The organism is Thalassospira tepidiphila MCCC 1A03514 (assembly GCF_001662875.1).
Classification (GTDB): Bacteria; Pseudomonadota; Alphaproteobacteria; order Rhodospirillales; family Thalassospiraceae; genus Thalassospira; species Thalassospira tepidiphila.
This window is the reverse complement of record NZ_JPVZ01000006.1, coordinates 211,851-231,314: the sequence shown is the minus strand read 5'-3', so window position 1 is coordinate 231,314 and position 19,464 is coordinate 211,851. Positions and strand designations below refer to the sequence as shown.

Here is a 19,464-nt window from a genome sequence, read left to right as displayed (position 1 = left end):
CCATATGTCTCATTCTTCAAAAGGTGCCATCTATATGGCGGCAGCGGCCAATTTGCTGATTGCTGTGGCCAAGTTTGGCGGGGCGGCGATTACCGGATCGGCCGCGATGATGTCGGAAGGCATTCATTCGCTTGTCGATACCGGCAATCAGGGGCTTTTGCTTTTGGGCTTGAAGCTTTCAACCCGTGAACCCGATGAACGCCATCCGCTGGGCTATGGCAAGGAGACCTATTTCTGGTCTTTCCTGGTGGCGGTGATGATTTTCGGCCTGGGTGCAGGCGTTTCGATCTGGGAAGGGGTGGACAAGGTTATTCATCCGCATGCGCTTGATGTACATGTGGTAGCCACCCTTGGCGGGTTTGATATCCGCACCTATCACGTGGTGTTTTCGATCCTGATCATTGCGATTGTGCTTGAGGGCATGGCGTTTCGCACGGCCTATATCACCTTCCGCGCACAGCATCCGAACGTGCCGCTGATCAAGGCGGTGCGCAGCAGCAAGGACCCGACCGTGTTTGTCATCCTGTTTGAGGATTCAGCAGCGCTTTTGGGCCTTGTGGTGGCGTGTGTCGGGATTGCGGCGGCCTATTTGCTTGAAATGCCGGTTCTTGATGGGCTGGCATCGGTGATGATCGGGCTTATTTTGGCGGTGACGGCCTTTATGCTGGCGGTTGAGTGCAAGGGGCTTTTGATCGGTGAAAGTGCCAACAGCCAAAGCCGCAAAAAGATCAATGATATGGTTGCCGCCATTCCCGGCATCCTTAAGGTCAACGAGATCATTACTCTGCATCACGGGCCGCAAAGCCTGATTGTGTGTGTCAGTGTTGATTTTGAAGATACGGTTACATCGGTCGCATTGGAGGCCGCCGTATCGCGGCTTGAAAGCGATATTCGCGCCGAAATTCCCGAAGTATCGAAAGTGTTTATCGAAGCACAGAACTGGCGCGCCCATCAGAAGCTTCTCGATGAATTGGGCAGCGACCCCGATGCCGCCCCCTTAACCCACCCGGCTTAAAGCTTCGGTGCTATTGGCGTGTGCGCTGGTTGCAGTTGAACTGGCGTGCGCGAAATAGTATGAGGAATAAAACCAATAAGGAATTTCACGGGAAGGGATGCGTTCGAACATGGCTAAAAAGATCTTCCCGAGCTGGATCGCAGTTGATTGGGGGACGTCAAACCTGCGCCTTTGGGCGATGGATGATACCGCGAACATCCTTGGTTCGGCGGAAAGTCCGTTGGGCATGAATGCGATTGCAGGCGACCCCAAACTTTCGTTTGAGGCGGTTCTGATTGGCTTGATCGAAGATTGGCTTGGCGCTGACCCGGCAAAGCTGCCGGTGGTGATTTGCGGCATGGCCGGGGCCAAGCAGGGCTGGCTTGAAGCGCCTTACTGCGATGTGCCGGCACGGCCATCCGATCTGGCCAAGGGCGCAGCAACACCAAATGTGAGCGATCCTCGCATTTCTGTTTTTATCCTGCCGGGGCTTTGTCAGCGCGGTGACCCTGATGTCATGCGCGGTGAGGAAACCCAGCTTGTTGGCTTAATGGCGCAGAACCCGGACTTTTCCGGCTGGGTCTGTTTGCCCGGTACCCATTCGAAATGGGCACAGGTTGGTGATGGCGTGATCAAGGCGTTTCGCACCTATATGAGTGGCGAGGTATTTGCGTTGCTTTCGCAGCAATCCATTCTGCGTCATTCGGTCGATGATGCATGGGACAATGCTGCCTTTGCCGATGCGGTGCGCAAGGCATCCGAACAGCCAACCGCCTTCCTGCACAGTCTGTTTACCGTGCGGGCCGGGGCGTTGGTGGCCAAGGGGGATGCATCTGTTGCGCCGGGGGCGGCGGTTTTATCAGGCACGGTTATCGGGGCCGAGATTGCCGATGTTTTAAGTCGCCTTGCGCCGGGGGATGACATTGCCCTGATCGGGGCGGGCAAGCTGGCATCGCTTTATCAGGCGGCCTTGGCGGTTCATAACCACAAGGCAACGCCGCAGGACGGGGCTGCGATTACGCTTGCCGGGCTGTCGCGTGCTCATGACGTTGTGACAGGTTAAATGCCGATCTATTCGGGCCCCGGATGCATGACATGCAAGCGGGCTTAACAAACAGGAAGACAGTTATGGCTTATCCGACATCCGTCAATGATCAGATCACCGATAGCGTCTCAGGCGCCGGGCATCGCAAACTGATCGCGATCCTGCGCGGCGTGCAGCCCCACGAGGCCGTTGATATGGCGCGCGCACTGGTCGATGCCGGGATCACGATGATCGAGGTGCCGCTCAATTCCCCCGAACCGCTTAAAAGCATTTCTGCGATGAAAGAGGCGGTCGGGGATGCCGCGATGATCGGGGCGGGCACGGTTTTGACAACCGATGACGTTGCCAATGTGAAGGCGGCGAACGGTGAATTCGTCGTATCGCCCAACTGCGATATCGATGTGATCGCCAAAACCAAGGAACTCGGTATGGCCTCCTGGCCCGGTGTTTTGACGCCCACCGAATGCTTTGCCGCGATCAAGGCCGGGGCCGACGGGCTTAAGATTTTCCCGGCCAGCATCATCGGCGCTGAGGGCATCAAGGCAATGCGCGCGGTCTTGCCAAAAGATATGCCGGTTTATGCCGTTGGTGGCGTTGGACAGGATGATTTTAGCGTCTATGCCAAGGCGGGCTGTGATGGCTTTGGCCTTGGTTCGGGCATCTACAAGCCCGGCATGACGGCGGGTGATGTCACACAGGCGGCGATTGCCTATGTCAGCGCGCATGATGCTGTGTTTGGCTGAAGGGCCCGTTCCGGAACATTCGGTTTTGAAATAATTCCAAATCGTGGAAGTGCGTTTGACCCTTGGGGGCGTGCGGGCTAAATTCCTGCCATTGTCTGAATTCCTGAACATGGGAGGATCCATTGGATCTTGGAATTAAGGGCCGCAAGGCCATCGTTTGTGCGTCATCCAAGGGGCTTGGACGCGGCTGTGCGATCAAGCTGGCCGAAGCCGGTGTTGATCTTGTGCTTAATGCGCGTTCCGAAGGGCCGCTGAACGAAACCGCGGAATATATCCGTGATACCTATGGCGTGAATGTCACAACGGTCGCCTGCGACATCACCACCGAAGAAGGCCGTAACAAGGTTCTGGCCGCTGTCGATGCGCCGGACATTCTGGTCAATAACGCCGGTGGCCCGCCCCCGGGTGTGTGGTCCGACTGGGGTCAGAAGGAATGGGAGGCCGCTGTTCAGTCGAACATGCTGACCCCGATCCTGCTGGCGACCGCGGTTCTGCCGGGCATGATTTCGCGCCAGTGGGGCCGGATTGTGAATATCACGTCGGGCTCGGTTAAGTCCCCGATCCCGCATCTGGGCCTTTCGAACGGTGCGCGTGCCGGTCTGACCGGCTTTGTCGCCGGGACTTCGCGTCAGGTGGCCAAGGATGGTGTGATCATGAACAACCTCCTGCCGGGCCAGCACGATACGGACCGTATCAATGCACTGATGACCAACAAGTCCAAGGCCGAAGGTATTTCGCTGGAAGAAGCACGCACGAAAACCCAGGCGGGTCTTCCCACAGGACGTTTTGGTGATCCGCTTGATTTCGGGGCGACCTGTGCCTTCATGTGCAGCGAGCATGCGAAATTTATGGTCGGGCAAAACATCTTGCTTGATGGTGGTGCCTTCAACTCCACCATGGGCTGATATGTCGCCTTTCGTCACAGGACGGTCTGCAAACACCCATTTGCTGCGCTTCCGGTGCTCACGTACGTCAAGTACGCTGCGCGCTGGTTCTCGCAAACAGGCATTTTCGACACGCCCTGTGACGAAATCCAACATATCACCAAGTACCCAACGCAAAGGGTGGTGCTAGCATGGCGTCATTCACCTTTGTTTATGTGCTGCGCGAATGTGATTTCAGACCGGGGCAGGGCAAGGCCACTTTGCCGCGGACCTATGTTGGCTGGTCGACCGATGTCGACGCCAGGCTTGCCACGCATAATAGCGGCAAGGGGGCCAAGACGACGCGCGGGCGGCAGTGGGAGCTGGTTTATGTCGAACGGTTCCGCACCTTCGGGCAGGCGATGAGCCGGGAATGGCATCTTAAACGCGATCGCAAGCTGCGTAAGATGCTGGCAGGTGGATAGGCTGATTGATTTGGACACAAATCAGGGCTTGCATCATCGCGCCAAGTGACAGATATGTCCTTGCAACAAACGCATTTAAACCGGGGTACCATCGATCATGGCATTCGTTCGCAAAAATCCACTGAAACTCAACAATCTGCAGCTGCGCACCCTTGTGCTGGCACAGGTGATTGCCAAGGACCCGAATTCGGGCAAGATTGACGAGGCCACCGGCGAAGCAACGCTTTTGCGTGTCCCCCATGCCCATGGCGACCACGTTCATGTTGGCAAGTTTACCGTGGCCGCCCGCGATGCCAGCGGGTTCGATAACCCGGCTGTCTGGGTCGCACTTGCCCGCAAGGGGCTGGTCAAGGAAGGCTATCCGGCCAGCATCATTCTGACCAAAGAAGGCATGGAATATGATACCGGGCTTGGCGATCATTTCCTGGAAGAAAGCGATCACTAGGATCGGTTGATCGCGATACCAACCTGATACGAAAAAGCCCTGCATGTGCAGGGCTTTTGTTTTGGGAATGATGGGCGTTGTTTAGTCGATCCGGATGAATTTTCCGTCCTGGATGGCCACGAAATAGATGTTGCGGTTGCCATCGCCAAAGGCATCAAACACCAGTTCCTGATGCAGCCCCTGTTGTGGTGGCAGATTGGTCAGCGCATCGGCAAGCGATTGATCCGGGTGCTTGGTGCGGAGTGCGGCAAACAGGACGGTCGCCGCGTCATAGCCCAGAACCGCGGTATAGCCGGGCTGACGACCAAACATTTCGTTGAACGCCGCGACAAATTTCTGGAAGCGCGGATTGGTGTCATAGCGGTCATAGGCCTGTGCGAGTTCCACGCCCTCGACCGCCTCGCCACCGACCTCGATCAGGGCCTGTGAGCCTGCCCATTCTGAGACCGCAAGTGGAACGCTTGATGACAGCTTGCGGATTTCCTGCGCCATCATCGCACTGTCTGTGCTGTTGGTGATCAGAACGATCGCATCGGGATCGTCGGCCAACAACTGGCTTGCTGCTTCGGCGTGGGTGATATTGTCGGTATTGATCCAGATTTTGGAGATGACCCGCCCGTCAAGGGCATCAAGTTCCAAAAGGAACTCGCGATACCAGCTGTCGGTAAATGCCTGGTTCTGGCCATCAAGGGCAAGGGCGACCCGTTCATAGCCCTGATCGATATAGCGACGGGCATAGGCGCGCGCATTTTCACGCGTCGTGGTGTTCATGCGAAACAGGTTATCACGAAAACCGGCAAAGTCGGCGGCCGAGACCGTCGGCGAAATGGTCACGACACCCAATTCATTGATCACCGGCAGCATCGCCATGCCGATCGAGCTGATGATCGGGCCGACAATGGCATCAACGCCAAGGCGCTTGAGCTCGCGAACGTGATTTTGGGCGACTTCCGGGGTTTTCAGATCATCACGCGGAATGATTTCCACCATGCGACCATTGATGCCGCCATCGGTATTCACCTGTTGGGCGGCCAGTTTCAACGCATCAAGCGCATCCGTTCCGGCATCCGATCCGGGGCCGGACAGGCCGGCAATGAAACCGATTTTGATCGGGCCTGATTGGTCACAGGCAACCAGCAAGAAGCATCCGACAAAGACAGAGCACAGAAACCTGATGGACCGCATTTTATTCCTTGCAGTTTTTCTTGATCGGCCCGATAGGCTGGCCCTTTGTTATTGCCTTATCCTGTCATAATCGTCAGCGACAAGGCGACAAATCCGATATGGCAGTTCCCCGAATGCGTTTCAAGCGGTTGATATTGCGATATTTGCCGCACCAACCCTAACCCAAGTCCTAGCCAAAGTCGCGTCTGGCCTGAAGCACCCGTCCCATTGTGGTCATCAGGCACAAGGCACCGAAAATGGCGGCGATCATGTTAAACGAGGCTGGGAAGATACAAATAAGACATAAGACCAGTATGGTCTCGCTGCCTTCGGTGATGCCTGTCAGATAGAAAAAGCTTTTCTTGCCTTGGGCATAGCCATCCGTGCGGCCCTGCTTGGCGGCAATGATCGCATAGGCCAGAAAACTCGACCCGGTGCCGACAAAACAGAAAATCAGAAACGCCGCCATCAGGGCATGCTCCGGACGACCGATGGCAAAGGCCAGAATGATGCCCGAATAAAACAGAAAGTCGGACACGATATCGTAGTAACCGCCAAGATCGCTTTCCTGGCTTTTTGCATTGGGATGGCGCGACCGTGGGGCGGCATGGCGCGCAACCGCGCCATCAAGCCCGTCCATGAACCGTGATCCAAGGATCAAAACAAGTGCTGCGTAATCAAGTTTCAGCACAAGACAGCCTGCCGCCAGCAGGCCAAGGAAAAAGCCAACGCCGGTGATGAAGTTGGGCGTAATGCCCGTGCCCGAAAGCGTACGCGCAATCGCATTCAACGGCATATCAATCAGCGGGCGCAGGCGGGCATCAAACATCTGGTGTTTCCGGTTATCTCGTTGAAACAGCGACTATAAGCGCAAGTTCGATGGAATGAAAATCACCAGTTTGTTGATTGCGGGTGAGATGGCTATTCACCCGACGGGATCAGTTGGTAATAGGGGCTTTCTTCAAGCACGGCGTCATCGACGGGGCTAAGTTTGTTTTGTCGAATGACGGCCTGGATTTCTTCGATATAGACATTGCCGCGTTCGGAATATCGGGTCAGTGTTTCGGCCAGAACAGATCCCGAAAGGGGTTCCTGATCGGCGATCATTCTGGCGCGCAAATCGCGAAATTCCGTGTAAGCCGACCCGGTATTGAGGTTCATCATATAGGCCCGGACCGAACCGAACGGTGTTTTGAAAGCCGCGATCTTGTAATCACCAAGATGCTTTCGCTGTTCTTCGGGCGTGATGCCTTCGCCGCCATAGGTCCATTGACCAAACAATGCGTTGCCAAGGGCGGCAAAGCGCGATGTGCCCCAGCCGCTTTCGATGGCCATTTGCGCCATGGCAAGCGACGGGGGAACCGGTGCAATGCGTTTTTCAAGTTCCGCGATGGTTGCCGGGTCTTCGGGGGCTGTTTCAACACGGTATTGTTCGGCCAGCTCGGCAATGATCGAAAGATCGTTGGTACGGATCGCATCGCGAAGGACACTGCTTTGCAGGGCGATTTCCTCGTTCGCAAGCAGGGTCAACGGGCCGAGTGTCCGGAAAAATGTGCGTTTCTTGGCCGTGACTGTCAGTTGATCGGCAAGTTCGTCGCGCCATCTTGTCGGGATGGTTTGCAGGAAAAGCCGGGGAACGATGCGTTCCCCCGCGTTCCAGCGTTCTGCGGTATAGCCAAGATCCTCAAACAGCTTTTCAAGCTGTTCATAGCCATTCAGTTCAATGCGGATAACGTCGCTTTGGTCGGGCGTCGGCAGAAGGATATCCGCCCGTGCAGCGGGAAGGAGGCCCGCGGCCATCCCAAAGGCGACAACCGCCAGAACGGAAAATGTGCGTATCAGGACACGTTTAAGCATGGTGTGCCTCGCTGATCTGACCTGACATCGGTGCAGGATCAGAATGCTACCATGCTTTGGGGTTTAACGGCGAAAATCTTCAAGACGTTTGCGCTGTTTTCCAGTCTCGTCAAAGTTATCTGGTGCCAGCCACGCCTCGAACGCGGCCTTGACGGCAGGCCATTCTTCAACGATGACGGAAAACCATGCGGTGTCGCGGTTGCGCCCTTTGTAAACCATGTGATTGCGAAACGTGCCTTCATAGGTGAAGCCATAGCGTGTGGCAGCGGCACGCGACGGCGCATTTTGATCGTCGCATTTCCATTCGTAGCGGCGATAGCCCAGCTCATCAAAGGCGCGCTTCATCATCAGATACATCGCCTCTGTCCCGCCGATGGTTTTTGAAAGGGCCGGGGCATAATTGATATTGCCGATTTCGATCACGCCATTGTTGGGATCCATCCGCATGAAGGCGGCAACGCCGACGGCCATGTTGGATGCCTTGTCGATGATGGTATGGAGCATCGGGTCGTTATTGGCGTTCATGCCGTCGAGCCACGCCTTGTAGGCGGTGAAATCGGCAAACGGGCCAGTCGGAAGGTATACGAAGCGCGACCCATCGGGCACCTCGCTGTTGGCATCAAACAGTTGCGTGGCATCGCGGGCAACATCAAGCGGACTTACGATGACGTGGCTGCCGATCATGTCGTTGCGCGGTGGCAATGCGCACCCGGTCCAGTTTTCAACCGGATGGCCGATGGGTTTGCCAAAGATGTCTTTGTGGGGCGTGGTCATGGTGGTTCCTGTTGGTCTGATAAAGTGTGGTTTCTGATCAGCAGGATGGTTGGAATTGGTCCTCTGTTCCAGTGCCAGTTTTACAAATGTGATGGTGCCAATATAAAACCCCCGCATCGGGTAATGCGGGGGCAGGAGGCTTGAAAGGGAGTTTGTGTTTGTCGGTAATATGAAGGGTCGTGACTATCCCTTTTGCGCCATCAGTTTTTGATGGGCGTCGTAGGCCGCGATCACGGTTTCCATCTGTGCTGTGTGACCCGCAATGAATTCCGCGCCATAGATTGTTTCGTCAGGATATTCAGTGATCAGAGTCAGCGGAACATCATGGCGATCATCGATGGAAATCATACACGGGAACCCATTGATGATGTCAAAGCCGGTGTCGCCCGCATGGGTGCAATACAGTTCGATCTGGGCATTGTTGAAATCAAGGAGGCCCGGAATGGTTGCCAGGTGCTTGGTGACCAGATCAATGAAGGCATTGGCATGATCGGTCCAGTCATCGTGATGACGCATGATCAGGAAAAACCCCTTGGGCAGGGTCCACATATCAAACCCGCGCGGAACATATCCTGATAACGGCCGCGTCCATTCGTGGGATGGATAACCATGCAAGTTTACATGCAATTGCGCCTTGCTGATATCTTGGGCCTTCTTGCGGATTTCCTTTTCCAGCAGGTTGGCGCCAGTACGATATTCAAGATCATCCCCCAGTGCCGTATAGCGTGCCGCATGATGCATATGACACGGATTGTCGATAATGAGCCGTTGATGCAGGGCATAGCCATCGGGGTTTTCCAGTGGCGAAATGGTGAAATGCGCACCATCGCGTTTGGCCAGTGCCTTGGCCGCGCGTAGCGCACCGGACGGACCGGTGATTTCGTTTGGATGCTGCCCGCCACTGATCATCACAGGAATATCGGTTCCGCTGTGATAACGCGCGTTGATTGTCCGTCCGGAACGCGATTGCGCTGTAAAGACGTCCCCGTCAATTTTACCCAGCTCGTCGGCGATCTGGGCACTGGTGAGCGGATTGTTCGCGGTATCAAGGTCCTGTGCCGGTCCGGTGATTTCCGTCGTTGAAAGTGCGCGGCTTTCGACCGTCACGGTCAGTTTGTCGGTGCCAGCCTTAATTTCCGGGACGATCTGCCCGGGTTGCAGGCCACGATCACCCAACGGTCGACCGGATTTGACCTGAAACAGTTCAAGCAGCGAGAAATAGAAATCTTCGTGCAGGGCTTCATGCAGGCTGATTGCTTCATGCCCGTGTGCGATCGGGTGATCCTGACCGGGCAGCTCGACCGTGATGTTCAGTTCATTGAAATACGGTTCCTGATTGCCCCAGTCATGGGCGGCAATGGCCGCCATGGTTTGATGAAACAGGGTTTCGTAATCTGTATCGAGTTGGGCGTCGCCAATGACTGTGCCATCGGCATCAGAAATCCGCAGCCAGCCGGTCGGTGACAGATGCGTTTCATTGACCGTATCGCGATGAACGCGGTTCGGGGCAAAGACTTCATGACTGGTCGTTGCACCGTTCCGGTCGGTCAGAACAACTTCATAAATCCCGTCGGTCCGGGGCCCTGCGTGAAAACTGATTCGCGCATCACCGACAAGTGCGCCTAATGGATAGGTTTCAAGTAGGAACCGGTTATCGTTTGCGGCTTCGTGGCGCGGATAGGTTACGCGGATGTCAGAATAAGGCTGCGCAGCAAGATCAATTTCTTCCAGGAAGAAATGCAGCAGCGGCTTATAGGAACTTCTAATCGTGGCGGTGATACCGTGCTTGGCAAAGGCGGCCTCTGCCGCACGGCGGGACGGGGCATCGTCAAACAGCCATGCCTCGATCACCTGACCTTTGTGTGCCGGTGTTGCGAAATCCCTGATCAGGGTGTCGATGGTCCGTGGAAGGGTGGTGGCGAAAATACGGGTCATCGTGAAGTCCTACCTGTGGGGTCAAGGCTGTCGCGAAGCCAGTCACCAAGAAGGTTCAGGCCAAGCACGGTCAAAAGAATGGCAAGTCCGGGGAAGACCGAAACCCACCAGGCATTCTGCAAATAGGTACGGCCATCTGCCAGCATGCCACCCCAGCTTGGGATCAGCGGATCAACGCCGAGGCCAAGGAAGGTCAGACTGCTTTCGAGCAGGATGTTATTGGCGACATTCAACGTCATCAGAACAATGACCGGGCCGATCAGGTTGGGCAAAAGGTGACGGAGCAAAATGTGAATATCGCGTACGCCAATCGCCTGTGCCGACTGGATGAATTCCCGATCGCGCAGCGACAGGACCGAACCGCGCACCAGACGGGCATATTGCACCCATTGCGAGACGATCAGCAAAATGATCATATTGGTCAAACCGCCGCCGACAATGGCAATAAAGGTGATCGCCAGCAGGATGAAGGGCAGGGCAAGCTGTACATCGGCAAAGCGCATGACAATCATGTCCCAGAAGCCGCGATAATAGCCCGATACAAGCCCCATGATCACGCCGATCACAACCGCACCGGCAACTGAAAGAATGCCAACCTGAAGCGAGATTTTGCCCCCCATGACGACGCGGGCCAGCACATCACGGCCCAGCGGGTCGGTGCCCAGTATGTGGGCCGTGTCGGTGAAGGGCGCTGTCAAACGGGCCATCAGGTTGATCTTGTCACCGCCGTCCGGAAACAGCAGGTTGGAAAACAGAACCGCAAGGCAGATTCCGCCGGTCAGAAGCACGCCAAGAATGAATTCCAGATTTTTATACCGCTTGAAACGGGCGGATTTGGCAATGGCTGTCATGGAATTACTCCGTTCTGATCCGCGGATCGATCAGGCCATAGGCAATGTCGACCAAAAGGTTCACGCCAACAATCAGCATGGAAAGAACTGTAATCACCGCCTGAAGCACGGGGTAATCACGCGCCCCCACAGCATCAAAGGCAAGGGTACCAAGACCAGGCCAGTTGAAAACGCGCTCAACCACGACGATGCCCCCCAGAAGCCCGCCAAACTGAAGACCGAAATAGGTAATCAGCGGGATGGCACAATTGCGCAGCGCATGTTTGTACAGCACCGTGCTTTCGGAAAGCCCCTTGGCCCGGGCGACCATGATGTATTGCGACTGCATGGTTTCGAGCATCGAGGTTCGCACAAGACGTACATTGGTCGCAGTCAGGATGATGCCCATTGTAATGGCGGGCATCAGGAAGCTTGCAAATCCGTCCATCCCGCTTGGCGGCAGCCATTGCAGGGTGATGGAAAACAGCAGAACAAGCATGATGGCCAACCAGAAGTTCGGGAATGACAGCCCGATCAGCGAAATGATCCGGATAAACTGATCTGCCCATTTGCCGCGTGAAACGGCGGCCTTGATGCCAAGCGGGATTGATACCGCGATGGAAACAAACATCGAGGCAAAGGCCAGCATCAACGTTGCCGGCAGGGCATTGCCAATCAGATCGATCACCGGTGTTCCGCCAAGGAAAGAGCGGCCGAAATCAAGGGTGAAAATTCCCAGGAAGAAATCGGTATATTGCACCAGAAATGGCTTGTTGACGCCCAGTGCCTCACGAATACGGGCAAGGTCCTCTTCGGTGATGCTGCCTGCACCCTGCGAAAGCATGAGTGCCGGGTCACCGGTCAGGCGAACGGCAAAGGCGACGACCAGTGTGACGGCGACAATCACAAAGGCGGCCTGCAAAATGCGTTTAATCAGAAATCCGGCCAAGGTCTTAATTCCTTAAGCAAACAGAAGGTGGGATGCCGCCCGTAATGCGGGGCAGGCGGCATCCCGTAAAGGATCAGTCGACTGAAACTTCGTTCAGACGCAGGCGGCTATCGGGAACCGGGATGAAGTTTTTAACCCGGTTGGATAGGCCAAAGATCGCATTGAGGTTGTAAAGTGGCATTTCCAGCGCACGATCAGCTGCGTAATTGGCAATCTCGCGCAGGATTTCCTCACGCTTGACCTGATCGGTGATGGCGCGCTGGCTTTCAAGCAGCTCGTCCATTTTGGGGTCGCTGTCATACGGGTTCCATTTTTCACCCGTGTGATACATGAAATAAGCCGTGTTATCGAAATCAAGCGTCCAGCCACCCCAGGACTGCTGGAACATCTCGCCGGTTTTACCCTGCGGGATAATGTCGTTTAGCAGAACGTTGGTTTCGTAAGGCTTGATCGTTGCATTCAGGCCAATGATCTGAAGGTAGCTGGCAACAGCCTGCGCCACTTCGTTAAAGGTTGAATCATTGCCGCGAATATTGATCTGAACATTGGCGCCCGGTGCGACGCCCGCTTCGGCCAGAAGTTCCTTGGCTTTGTTCGGATCATAAGGAAGCGGCTCCAGGGAGGGATCATATCCAAACGACAATTCACCCTGGAAGCTGACGATCTCGGATGCCTGACCACCCAGAACCGCATCAATGATCGCCTTGCGATCAACGCCATAAATCATGGCCTTGCGCACGCGCTCATCCTTGGTAATGCCGTTCGCGGTGTTAAAACGCAGGGCATAGACCGTCGGGCTTGCGGTGGTGACGACCTGAATATTCGGGTCTTCTTCGATGGTCGGGATCATGCCGATCGGAATGGTCGGCGGGATCACCAGGTCAACGCGACCAGCCTGCAATTCGGCAACAGCCGTCGACGGCTCGCTGATGAAGCGGTATTCAAGATTGGAAATCTTGGCCTGATCGCCCCAGAACCCGTCATAAGCTTCCAGTTTGATGCCGACCTTCGGTTCATAGGATACGAATTTGAACGGGCCGGTGCCGACCGGGTGTGCATTGAAATAGTCTTCGCCATTCTCAGCGATATATTTCGGCGGCACGATCATCGCGCCATAGCCGGCAAGCTTGGTCAGCAGAACCGGATCAGGCTGGGTGAGGTGCATGTCGACCGTGTAATCGTCGATGACTTCGACATGATCAATCGCGGCATAGTTCGAACGCTGCGGGCCTTTTTTACCTTCTTCGCCCATCAGGCGATCAAAGGTGAATTTTACAGCATCGGCGTTGAACGGTTCGCCATTATGGAAGGTAACGCCTTCACGCAGCGCAAAGCGGATACGCAAACCGTCATCAAGAACCTCCCACGAGGTTGCCAGACCCGGTACCAGTTTGGTGTCCGGCCCGCGATAGGTCAGACCATCATAAATGTTGGTTGCAACCGAGGCCCAGTTAACCAGAAAGGTATCGACCGGATCCCAACTGCCCGGATCCTGCGGCGAGGAAACGGTGAGTGTGCCTTCGGCGTGTGCCGGCGCAGACGCCATCATGCCACCGGCAAGAGCCAGCGCCATAAGGGCGGTACGCATTCCCTGTTTAATCATCAAGTTTTCTCCTTTGGTTGGTGGCTGGCTTTTGGAGCATCACGGAAAACACCGGTTTTTGATTTTCTGGTGTTTTTTTGGGTGACGTCCCGAAAGCCCGATCAGACCGCGTTGGCCACAAGATGGCCGGGTGCGATTTCCTGATAGCTGACAAGGGCCGGTTCATCCCCGACACGACGCACCGGGCTTGGAATTTCACCGTCAAGCATGGTGCGATTAACGTCGCGTGTCGGGTCGACCACTGGTACGGCGCTGAGCAAGCGCTGCGTATAAGGGTGTGACGGGTTTTCAAGAACCTGCTGGCGTGAACCAAGTTCGGCGACCTGGCCCAGATACAGCACGGCGACCCGGTGGCTCATCTTTTCGACGACGGCCATATCGTGGCTTATGAACAAGTAGGCCAGGCCGTGTTCTTCCTGCAATTCCATGAACAGGTTGATGATCTGTGCCTGAATCGACACATCAAGGGCCGAAAGGGCTTCGTCCGCGATGATCAGTTTCGGGTTCGAGGCAAGTGCACGGGCAATACAGATGCGCTGGCGCTGACCGCCGGAAAATTCGTGCGGATAGCGGTCCGCATGTGCCGATGTCAGGCCGACACGTTCAAGCAACTGGTCAACACGCATTTTGATCTGTTTGGTACCATCCATCAGATGATGGGTATGGATCGGCTCGGCAATTGAAAACCCGACCTTTTTGCGCGGATCAAGCGATGCAAACGGGTCCTGGAATATATATTGAATTTCCTGACGCAGACGTTGCTGATCAGCTTTGCCCATGCTGGCAAAGGGACGGCCATCGAATGTGATGTTACCGCTGGTGGCTTTTTGCAATTGCTGAATGGTGCGCCCGATCGTCGATTTGCCTGATCCGGACTCTCCGACTAGGGCAAGGGTCTCGCCGCGGTAAATGTCGAAGCTTACATTTTCGACCGCATGCACACGATGGGTGACGCCGCCAAAAATCCCCTTTTTGATGTCAAACCGGGTGACAAGATCGCGCACCTGCAAAAGTGGTTGCGCATCGTATTTTGCCGTGTTCTGGATGTGCTCACTGCCTACGATACGCGGGGTGTCGCCATCCATGACGGCAACCGGGAACCGTTTGGGGAATTTCTCCCCCGCCATGGCACCAAGACGCGGAACCGCCGAAAGAAGTGTTTTGGTGTAGGGGTGCTTTGGGTTGGCAAACAGGTCTTTGACCGGGCCTTCCTCGACCTTTTTACCTTTCCACATCACCACGACGTCGTCGGCAACTTCGGCCACCACGCCCATATCGTGGGTGATGAAAATAACCGCCATGCCGAGTTCGGCCTGAAGATCACGGATGATGGTCAGGATCTGGGCCTGAATGGTGACATCAAGGGCGGTGGTCGGTTCGTCAGCAATCAGCACTTTGGGCCGACAGGCAAGGGCCATGGCGATCATTACGCGCTGTCGCATGCCGCCGGAAAGTTGGTGGGGATAGCGGTTCAGAAGTTGTGCTGCATCTGGCAGGCGCACCATTTCAAGAAGCCGCAGCCCTTCTTTCAGAGCGTCTTTCTTGGACATGCCTTCATGCAGGATCAGCGATTCTGCAATTTGATCACCGATGGTGAAAACCGGGTTCAGCGACGTCATCGGTTCCTGGAAGATCATGGCAATGTCCTTGCCACGGATCGCACGCATCTTTTTTTGCGGCAGGGCGAGCAAATCCGTTTTGCCCGTCGTTCCTTCAAAGATGATTTTCCCGGACGGGTACGTTGCCCCCATCATTTCTGCCAGACGCATCACCGAAAGAGAGGTCACTGACTTGCCTGATCCGGACTCTCCGACAATGGCTGTCGTTTTGCCCGGTGAAACGGAAAGATTCAGGTTTTCAATGACGCGCGATGCGCCAAACTCGACAGACAGATCCTCAATACGCAGAATCGGGGCATGTTCAGTCACGCGATTATCCTCGACTATCAAGTGTCGGAACGCGGGGTGGCGCGTACCGTGCAGACCGGGACCGGAATTGCTGTGGATGGTTGGCATCTGATAAAGGTGGTGTTGGGACGCCGTGGGGGGCGATGATCCCGATGTTTGCTGCACCGGCAGCACGTACCTTTTTCCAGATAATAGAGTTCAGCAACCCTGATCGCGGTTGAGCGATTTATAATTTATACACAATCATCATCATTTATCTGACGTTTTGTCAACGTTTTGTCTTTTTTTGAAGTTCAAATCGTATTTTCTGCACTTTCGGACGTGTCAGACCCTTTTCCGCGATCTGCTAGTTTGCTGTTTTTAATAAAAATAGTTATAGGCGACTTGTTGTGGCTCTTAGGCCCGGTGTTGGATGCGTGATGTGCCGGTCCAAGGGCAAAAAGACAGACTCCGTGAGTTGGATTGGCCGATACCTGTTTGGGTCAAACGGTCAGATCAGTGGAAATCATGGCTGTCGATCTTAAGGCGCTTGTGACTGGCGGTGGGTGTTTCCGGTTTTGAGCCCAGCTGATCCAGATCAGCCTCCGGTTTAGGGGCGGGCCGCGATACTGTGGGGGAGGCGGCTTCCCCGGTTGGCAGGGCGGTGCGCGGGCTGGCCCAGCGCAGGTTGCGTGGATGGTTGTTGGCATCGCGCGCAATTTTGGTGTTCTCGCTCATCGATTGCAGCATATGGCTCAGATCGACCAGCTTGTCGGCAATGATGTGCGTCACCCCGTCTTCACGTTGCAATTTGCCGGTCACCCCAAGGACCGTGGCGGTCATGACTTCGCGACGGTGTTGTTCCATCACCTTGCTCCAGACCATAAGGTTGGTGATGCCGGTTTCATCCTCTAACGTGATGAAAACAACCCCGGATGCCGTGCCGGGACGCTGGCGAACAATCGCCAAGCCGGCATGGGTCAAACGATCCCCATTTCGTACATTGGGCAGATCACTGGCGGTACAGACCCCGGCGGCACCCAATGCATCACGCAGCATCGCCATCGGATGACCCTTAAGCGACAGGCGCAGGCTGGCGTAATCTTCGATGATCTCTTCGCCCGGGCCCATGATCGGCAAATCCACCGGGGCCTCGGCGCCAAACTCGGCCGAGACACCCATATTGTGGTTAAAGTTCTGGGCTGCTTCAAACAGGGGCAGGCTTGCTGGTGCCTTGCGCCCCTTGCCAAAGCGCCGCACAGCCCAAAGGGCTTCGCGCCGTGACAGGCCCAGCGATCCGAACGCATCGGCCTCGGCCAGTTTTTCAAGGGCTGCTGGCGATAAGCCCGTCTGACGCGCCATCAGATAGACATCCTGAAACCCGCCTTGGGGCCGATTGGAAATCAGGGCAAGGGCATCAAGCTCACCAAACCCCTTGATCTGGCGAAAGCCAAGCCGCACGGAATGATATCCCGCCGTTCGGCCCAGTTCGCGTTCCAGCTGATTGTCCCAGAAGCTGTGATTGATATCGATTTCAAGCACGCGCACCCCGTGATTGCGCGCATCATTGACCAACTGTGCCGGGGCATAAAACCCCATCGGTTGCGAATTCAAAAGTGCGCATAAAAACACATCCGGGTGATGGCATTTAAGCCAGGAAGACGCATAGGCCAGAATGGCAAAACTCGCGGCATGGCTTTCGGGGAAGCCATAATCGGCAAAGCCTTCGATCTGTTTGAAGCAGCGTTCGGCAAATTCCATGTCATAGCCGTTACCCAGCATGCCATTGATGAACTTGGTCCGGTGTTCGCCAATGGTGCCGGTGCGCTTGAACGTTGCCATGGCACGACGCAGGTTGTCGGCTTCTCCGCCAGAATAGCCGGCGGCGACAATGGCGATCTGCATCGCCTGTTCCTGAAACAGCGGCACACCGCAGGTGCGTTTCAATACGGCTTCGAGTTCCGGGGACGGGTAGTCGACCTTTTCGCGGCCCATGCGCCGCTGCAAAAACGGGTGGACCATGCCGCCCTGGATCGGGCCGGGGCGGACGATGGCGACCTGAATGGTCAGGTCATAAATGCTTCGCGGTTTAAGGCGGGGCAGCATGCTCATTTGCGCGCGCGATTCCACCTGAAAGGTGCCGATACTGTCGGCCTTTTCCAGCATGCGATAGGTCGCCCGATCTTCCTTGGGCAGGGTGGCCAGATCGTAATCAATGTTCTTGTGCGTGCGCAGCTCATCCAAGGCCTTTCGGATGCAGGTCAGCATGCCAAGGGCCAAGATATCGACCTTCAGGATACCCAGCGCATCAATGTCATCCTTGTCCCATTCAATGGTGGTGCGGTCCGCCATGGCGGCATTGGCAATCGGCGAGAGTTCGCAAAGCGGCCCGCGCGTGATGACAAAACCACCAACATGTTGCGACAAATGGCGCGGGAAGCCCGTCAACTCGCCCGCGATATCGAGAACGGCCTTCAGGCGCGGTTCATCGGGATGAATGCCAGATTGGCGCATCATATTGTCATGGGCGCCCTTGCTGCTGGATCCCCAGATGGTTTTGGTCAGTTTGACGATGGTGTCTTCCGACAGGCCAAACACCTTGCCGACATCGCGAATGGCACTGCGGGATCGGTATGAAATCACCGTGGCGGTCAATCCGGCCCGGTCGCGGCCATAGCGTTCATAGATGAACTGAATAACCTCTTCGCGGCGTTCATGTTCAAAATCGACATCAATATCGGGCGGTTCATTGCGCGCATTGCTGATGAAGCGTGAAAACAGCAATTCCACCTTGTTGGGATCGACCGAGGTGACATGCAAACAAAAACACACCGATGAATTGGCCGCTGATCCGCGCCCTTGACACAAAATGCCACGGGACCGGGCAAAGGCAACAATGTCATGCACGGTCAGGAAATAGGGGGCATAGCCCAACTCATCGATCAGCTTAAGCTCTGTCTCGATCAGGTTTTTGACCTTGTCGGGCACACCTTCGGGGTAGCGTTTATGCGCGCCTTCCCAGGTCAGCCGGATCAACCGTTCCTGGGGGCCTTCGCCCGATCCGTCATTTTCATCGGGATATTCATAGCGCAGCTCATCAAGGCTGAAGGTGCATTGATCGGCAATCTCGGTGGTGCGTGCGATCCAGTGCGGGTGCCCCGGAAACAGACGGGCCATTTCACGCGGTGATTTGATATGGCGTTCGCCATTGGGAAACAGGCGGTATCCCGCATCCTCAATCGTACAGTGATGGCGAATGCAGGTCAGGACATCCTGCAATGGTTTGCGTGATCGTAAATGCATATGCACGTCATTGGTCACCACGGCCGGAATGCCAAGATCGGCCTCGACCGCCTCTGTAAACTCCAAACGTTCGCTGTCAAACCCGTCCATGAACCGCCCGACCGCCAGCCAAAGGCGATCTTCGAAATGCGACTTCAAACTGATCAGTTCGTCGCGAAAGGCATCATCCGGCACCTGTGGCGGCACGGCGATAAACAGCAACCCTTCGCTGTGCGTGACGATATCGGCGAGATAAATTTCGCACGATCCCTTGGGCGCGCGGCGCTTGCCAAGGGTCAGCAACCGACACAGCCGGGCATAAGATGCCCGGTCGGTCGGATAACACAGCAAGGATGGACCATCCATCGGATCGAGCCGACAGCCGACAATGTAATTCAACCGGTCGGCATAATTGCGGTGTGCCGTATGGCCGCGCACCACCCCGGCCAGCGTGTTGTGATCGGTAATCGCAATCGCATGCAGGCTCTTGGTGGCGGCGGTCAGGACCAGTTCCTCGGCATGGGATGCGCCTTGCAGAAAGGAAAAATTGCTGCTGACATGCAGTTCGGCATAGGCCGGATCGGCTGTACTGTTGGTTTGTTTGGTCAT

16 protein-coding genes are annotated in these 19,464 nt (G+C 55.7%); 6 read left to right on the top strand and 10 right to left on the bottom strand.

Features of this window, described 5'->3' with window-relative positions; translation table 11 throughout:
* Positions 1 to 4 precede the first annotated feature (4 nt).
* From TH4_RS14735 to TH4_RS14710, 6 genes are all read left to right on the top strand, one after another.
* On the top strand, positions 5 to 1,015 hold the full coding sequence (locus TH4_RS14735; protein WP_064781692.1) for a cation diffusion facilitator family transporter: 1,011 nt from the start codon (positions 5 to 7) through the stop codon (positions 1,013 to 1,015).
* Positions 1,016 to 1,124: 109 nt separating this feature from the next.
* Positions 1,125 to 2,057 carry a 2-dehydro-3-deoxygalactonokinase gene (locus TH4_RS14730; RefSeq protein ID WP_064781715.1) on the top strand — a complete coding sequence of 311 codons (933 nt, stop codon included), beginning with the start codon at positions 1,125 to 1,127 and terminating at the stop codon, positions 2,055 to 2,057.
* 65 nt (positions 2,058 to 2,122) lie between these two features.
* A complete protein-coding gene (locus TH4_RS14725; protein ID WP_064781691.1) occupies positions 2,123 to 2,782 on the top strand; it encodes a 2-dehydro-3-deoxy-6-phosphogalactonate aldolase in 660 nt (219 codons plus the stop codon).
* Positions 2,783 to 2,904: 122 nt separating this feature from the next.
* Positions 2,905 to 3,687 carry an SDR family oxidoreductase gene (locus tag TH4_RS14720; protein WP_064781690.1) on the top strand — a complete coding sequence of 261 codons (783 nt, stop codon included), beginning with the start codon at positions 2,905 to 2,907 and terminating at the stop codon, positions 3,685 to 3,687.
* Positions 3,688 to 3,857: 170 nt separating this feature from the next.
* A complete protein-coding gene (locus TH4_RS14715; protein ID WP_064781689.1) occupies positions 3,858 to 4,130 on the top strand; it encodes a GIY-YIG nuclease family protein in 273 nt (90 codons plus the stop codon).
* A gap of 97 nt (positions 4,131 to 4,227) precedes the next feature.
* The gene (locus TH4_RS14710; RefSeq protein ID WP_064781688.1) at positions 4,228 to 4,575 is read left to right on the top strand and encodes a hypothetical protein; all 348 of its coding nucleotides are present in this window, start codon (positions 4,228 to 4,230) and stop codon (positions 4,573 to 4,575) included.
* An 81-nt stretch (positions 4,576 to 4,656) separates the two neighbouring features.
* Here the strand turns inward: TH4_RS14710 and TH4_RS14705 are convergent, their stop codons facing one another.
* The 10 genes from TH4_RS14705 to TH4_RS14660 form a co-directional block, all read right to left on the bottom strand.
* A complete protein-coding gene (locus TH4_RS14705; RefSeq protein WP_064781687.1) occupies positions 4,657 to 5,760 on the bottom strand; it encodes an ABC transporter substrate-binding protein in 1,104 nt (367 codons plus the stop codon).
* Positions 5,761 to 5,929: 169 nt separating this feature from the next.
* The gene (locus TH4_RS14700; protein ID WP_064781686.1) at positions 5,930 to 6,568 is read right to left on the bottom strand and encodes a CDP-alcohol phosphatidyltransferase family protein; all 639 of its coding nucleotides are present in this window, start codon (positions 6,566 to 6,568) and stop codon (positions 5,930 to 5,932) included.
* 92 nt (positions 6,569 to 6,660) lie between these two features.
* The gene (locus tag TH4_RS14695) at positions 6,661 to 7,596 is read right to left on the bottom strand and encodes a glucosaminidase domain-containing protein (protein WP_064781685.1); all 936 of its coding nucleotides are present in this window, start codon (positions 7,594 to 7,596) and stop codon (positions 6,661 to 6,663) included.
* A 63-nt stretch (positions 7,597 to 7,659) separates the two neighbouring features.
* Positions 7,660 to 8,370 carry a GNAT family N-acetyltransferase gene (locus TH4_RS14690; protein WP_064781714.1) on the bottom strand — a complete coding sequence of 237 codons (711 nt, stop codon included), beginning with the start codon at positions 8,368 to 8,370 and terminating at the stop codon, positions 7,660 to 7,662.
* A gap of 183 nt (positions 8,371 to 8,553) precedes the next feature.
* Positions 8,554 to 10,305: a M14 family metallopeptidase gene (locus tag TH4_RS14685; protein WP_064781684.1), complete on the bottom strand. Its 1,752-nt coding sequence runs from the start codon at positions 10,303 to 10,305 to the stop codon at positions 8,554 to 8,556.
* Positions 10,302 to 11,156 (bottom strand): ABC transporter permease, encoded by an 855-nt coding sequence (locus TH4_RS14680; protein ID WP_064781683.1) that lies wholly within the window; start codon positions 11,154 to 11,156, stop codon positions 10,302 to 10,304. The genes TH4_RS14685 and TH4_RS14680 overlap by 4 nt, the downstream gene beginning before the upstream one ends.
* 4 nt (positions 11,157 to 11,160) lie before the next feature.
* Positions 11,161 to 12,084: an ABC transporter permease gene (locus TH4_RS14675; RefSeq protein WP_008890453.1), complete on the bottom strand. Its 924-nt coding sequence runs from the start codon at positions 12,082 to 12,084 to the stop codon at positions 11,161 to 11,163.
* A 73-nt stretch (positions 12,085 to 12,157) separates the two neighbouring features.
* Positions 12,158 to 13,687, bottom strand: a complete 1,530-nt coding sequence (locus TH4_RS14670) for an ABC transporter substrate-binding protein (protein WP_064781682.1) — start codon at positions 13,685 to 13,687, stop codon at positions 12,158 to 12,160.
* A 101-nt stretch (positions 13,688 to 13,788) separates the two neighbouring features.
* On the bottom strand, positions 13,789 to 15,615 hold the full coding sequence (locus TH4_RS14665; protein WP_064781713.1) for an ABC transporter ATP-binding protein: 1,827 nt from the start codon (positions 15,613 to 15,615) through the stop codon (positions 13,789 to 13,791).
* A 474-nt stretch (positions 15,616 to 16,089) separates the two neighbouring features.
* Complete coding sequence (locus TH4_RS14660; RefSeq protein WP_064781712.1) at positions 16,090 to 19,464, bottom strand: error-prone DNA polymerase; 3,375 nt, start codon at positions 19,462 to 19,464, stop codon at positions 16,090 to 16,092.

Coding starts and splice junctions, on each gene's coding strand:
- TH4_RS14680 (WP_064781683.1), bottom strand. CDS start 11,156: ATGACAGCCATTGCCAAATCCGCCCGTTTCAAGCGGTATAAAAATCTG.
- TH4_RS14710 (WP_064781688.1), top strand. CDS start 4,228: ATGGCATTCGTTCGCAAAAATCCACTGAAACTCAACAATCTGCAGCTG.
- TH4_RS14700 (WP_064781686.1), bottom strand. CDS start 6,568: ATGTTTGATGCCCGCCTGCGCCCGCTGATTGATATGCCGTTGAATGCG.
- TH4_RS14695 (WP_064781685.1), bottom strand. CDS start 7,596: ATGCTTAAACGTGTCCTGATACGCACATTTTCCGTTCTGGCGGTTGTC.
- TH4_RS14685 (WP_064781684.1), bottom strand. CDS start 10,305: ATGACCCGTATTTTCGCCACCACCCTTCCACGGACCATCGACACCCTG.
- TH4_RS14715 (WP_064781689.1), top strand. CDS start 3,858: ATGGCGTCATTCACCTTTGTTTATGTGCTGCGCGAATGTGATTTCAGA.
- TH4_RS14730 (WP_064781715.1), top strand. CDS start 1,125: ATGGCTAAAAAGATCTTCCCGAGCTGGATCGCAGTTGATTGGGGGACG.
- TH4_RS14705 (WP_064781687.1), bottom strand. CDS start 5,760: ATGCGGTCCATCAGGTTTCTGTGCTCTGTCTTTGTCGGATGCTTCTTG.
- TH4_RS14660 (WP_064781712.1), bottom strand. CDS start 19,464: ATGACCAAACAAACCAACAGTACAGCCGATCCGGCCTATGCCGAACTG.
- TH4_RS14690 (WP_064781714.1), bottom strand. CDS start 8,370: ATGACCACGCCCCACAAAGACATCTTTGGCAAACCCATCGGCCATCCG.
- TH4_RS14725 (WP_064781691.1), top strand. CDS start 2,123: ATGGCTTATCCGACATCCGTCAATGATCAGATCACCGATAGCGTCTCA.
- TH4_RS14670 (WP_064781682.1), bottom strand. CDS start 13,687: ATGATTAAACAGGGAATGCGTACCGCCCTTATGGCGCTGGCTCTTGCC.
- TH4_RS14735 (WP_064781692.1), top strand. CDS start 5: ATGTCTCATTCTTCAAAAGGTGCCATCTATATGGCGGCAGCGGCCAAT.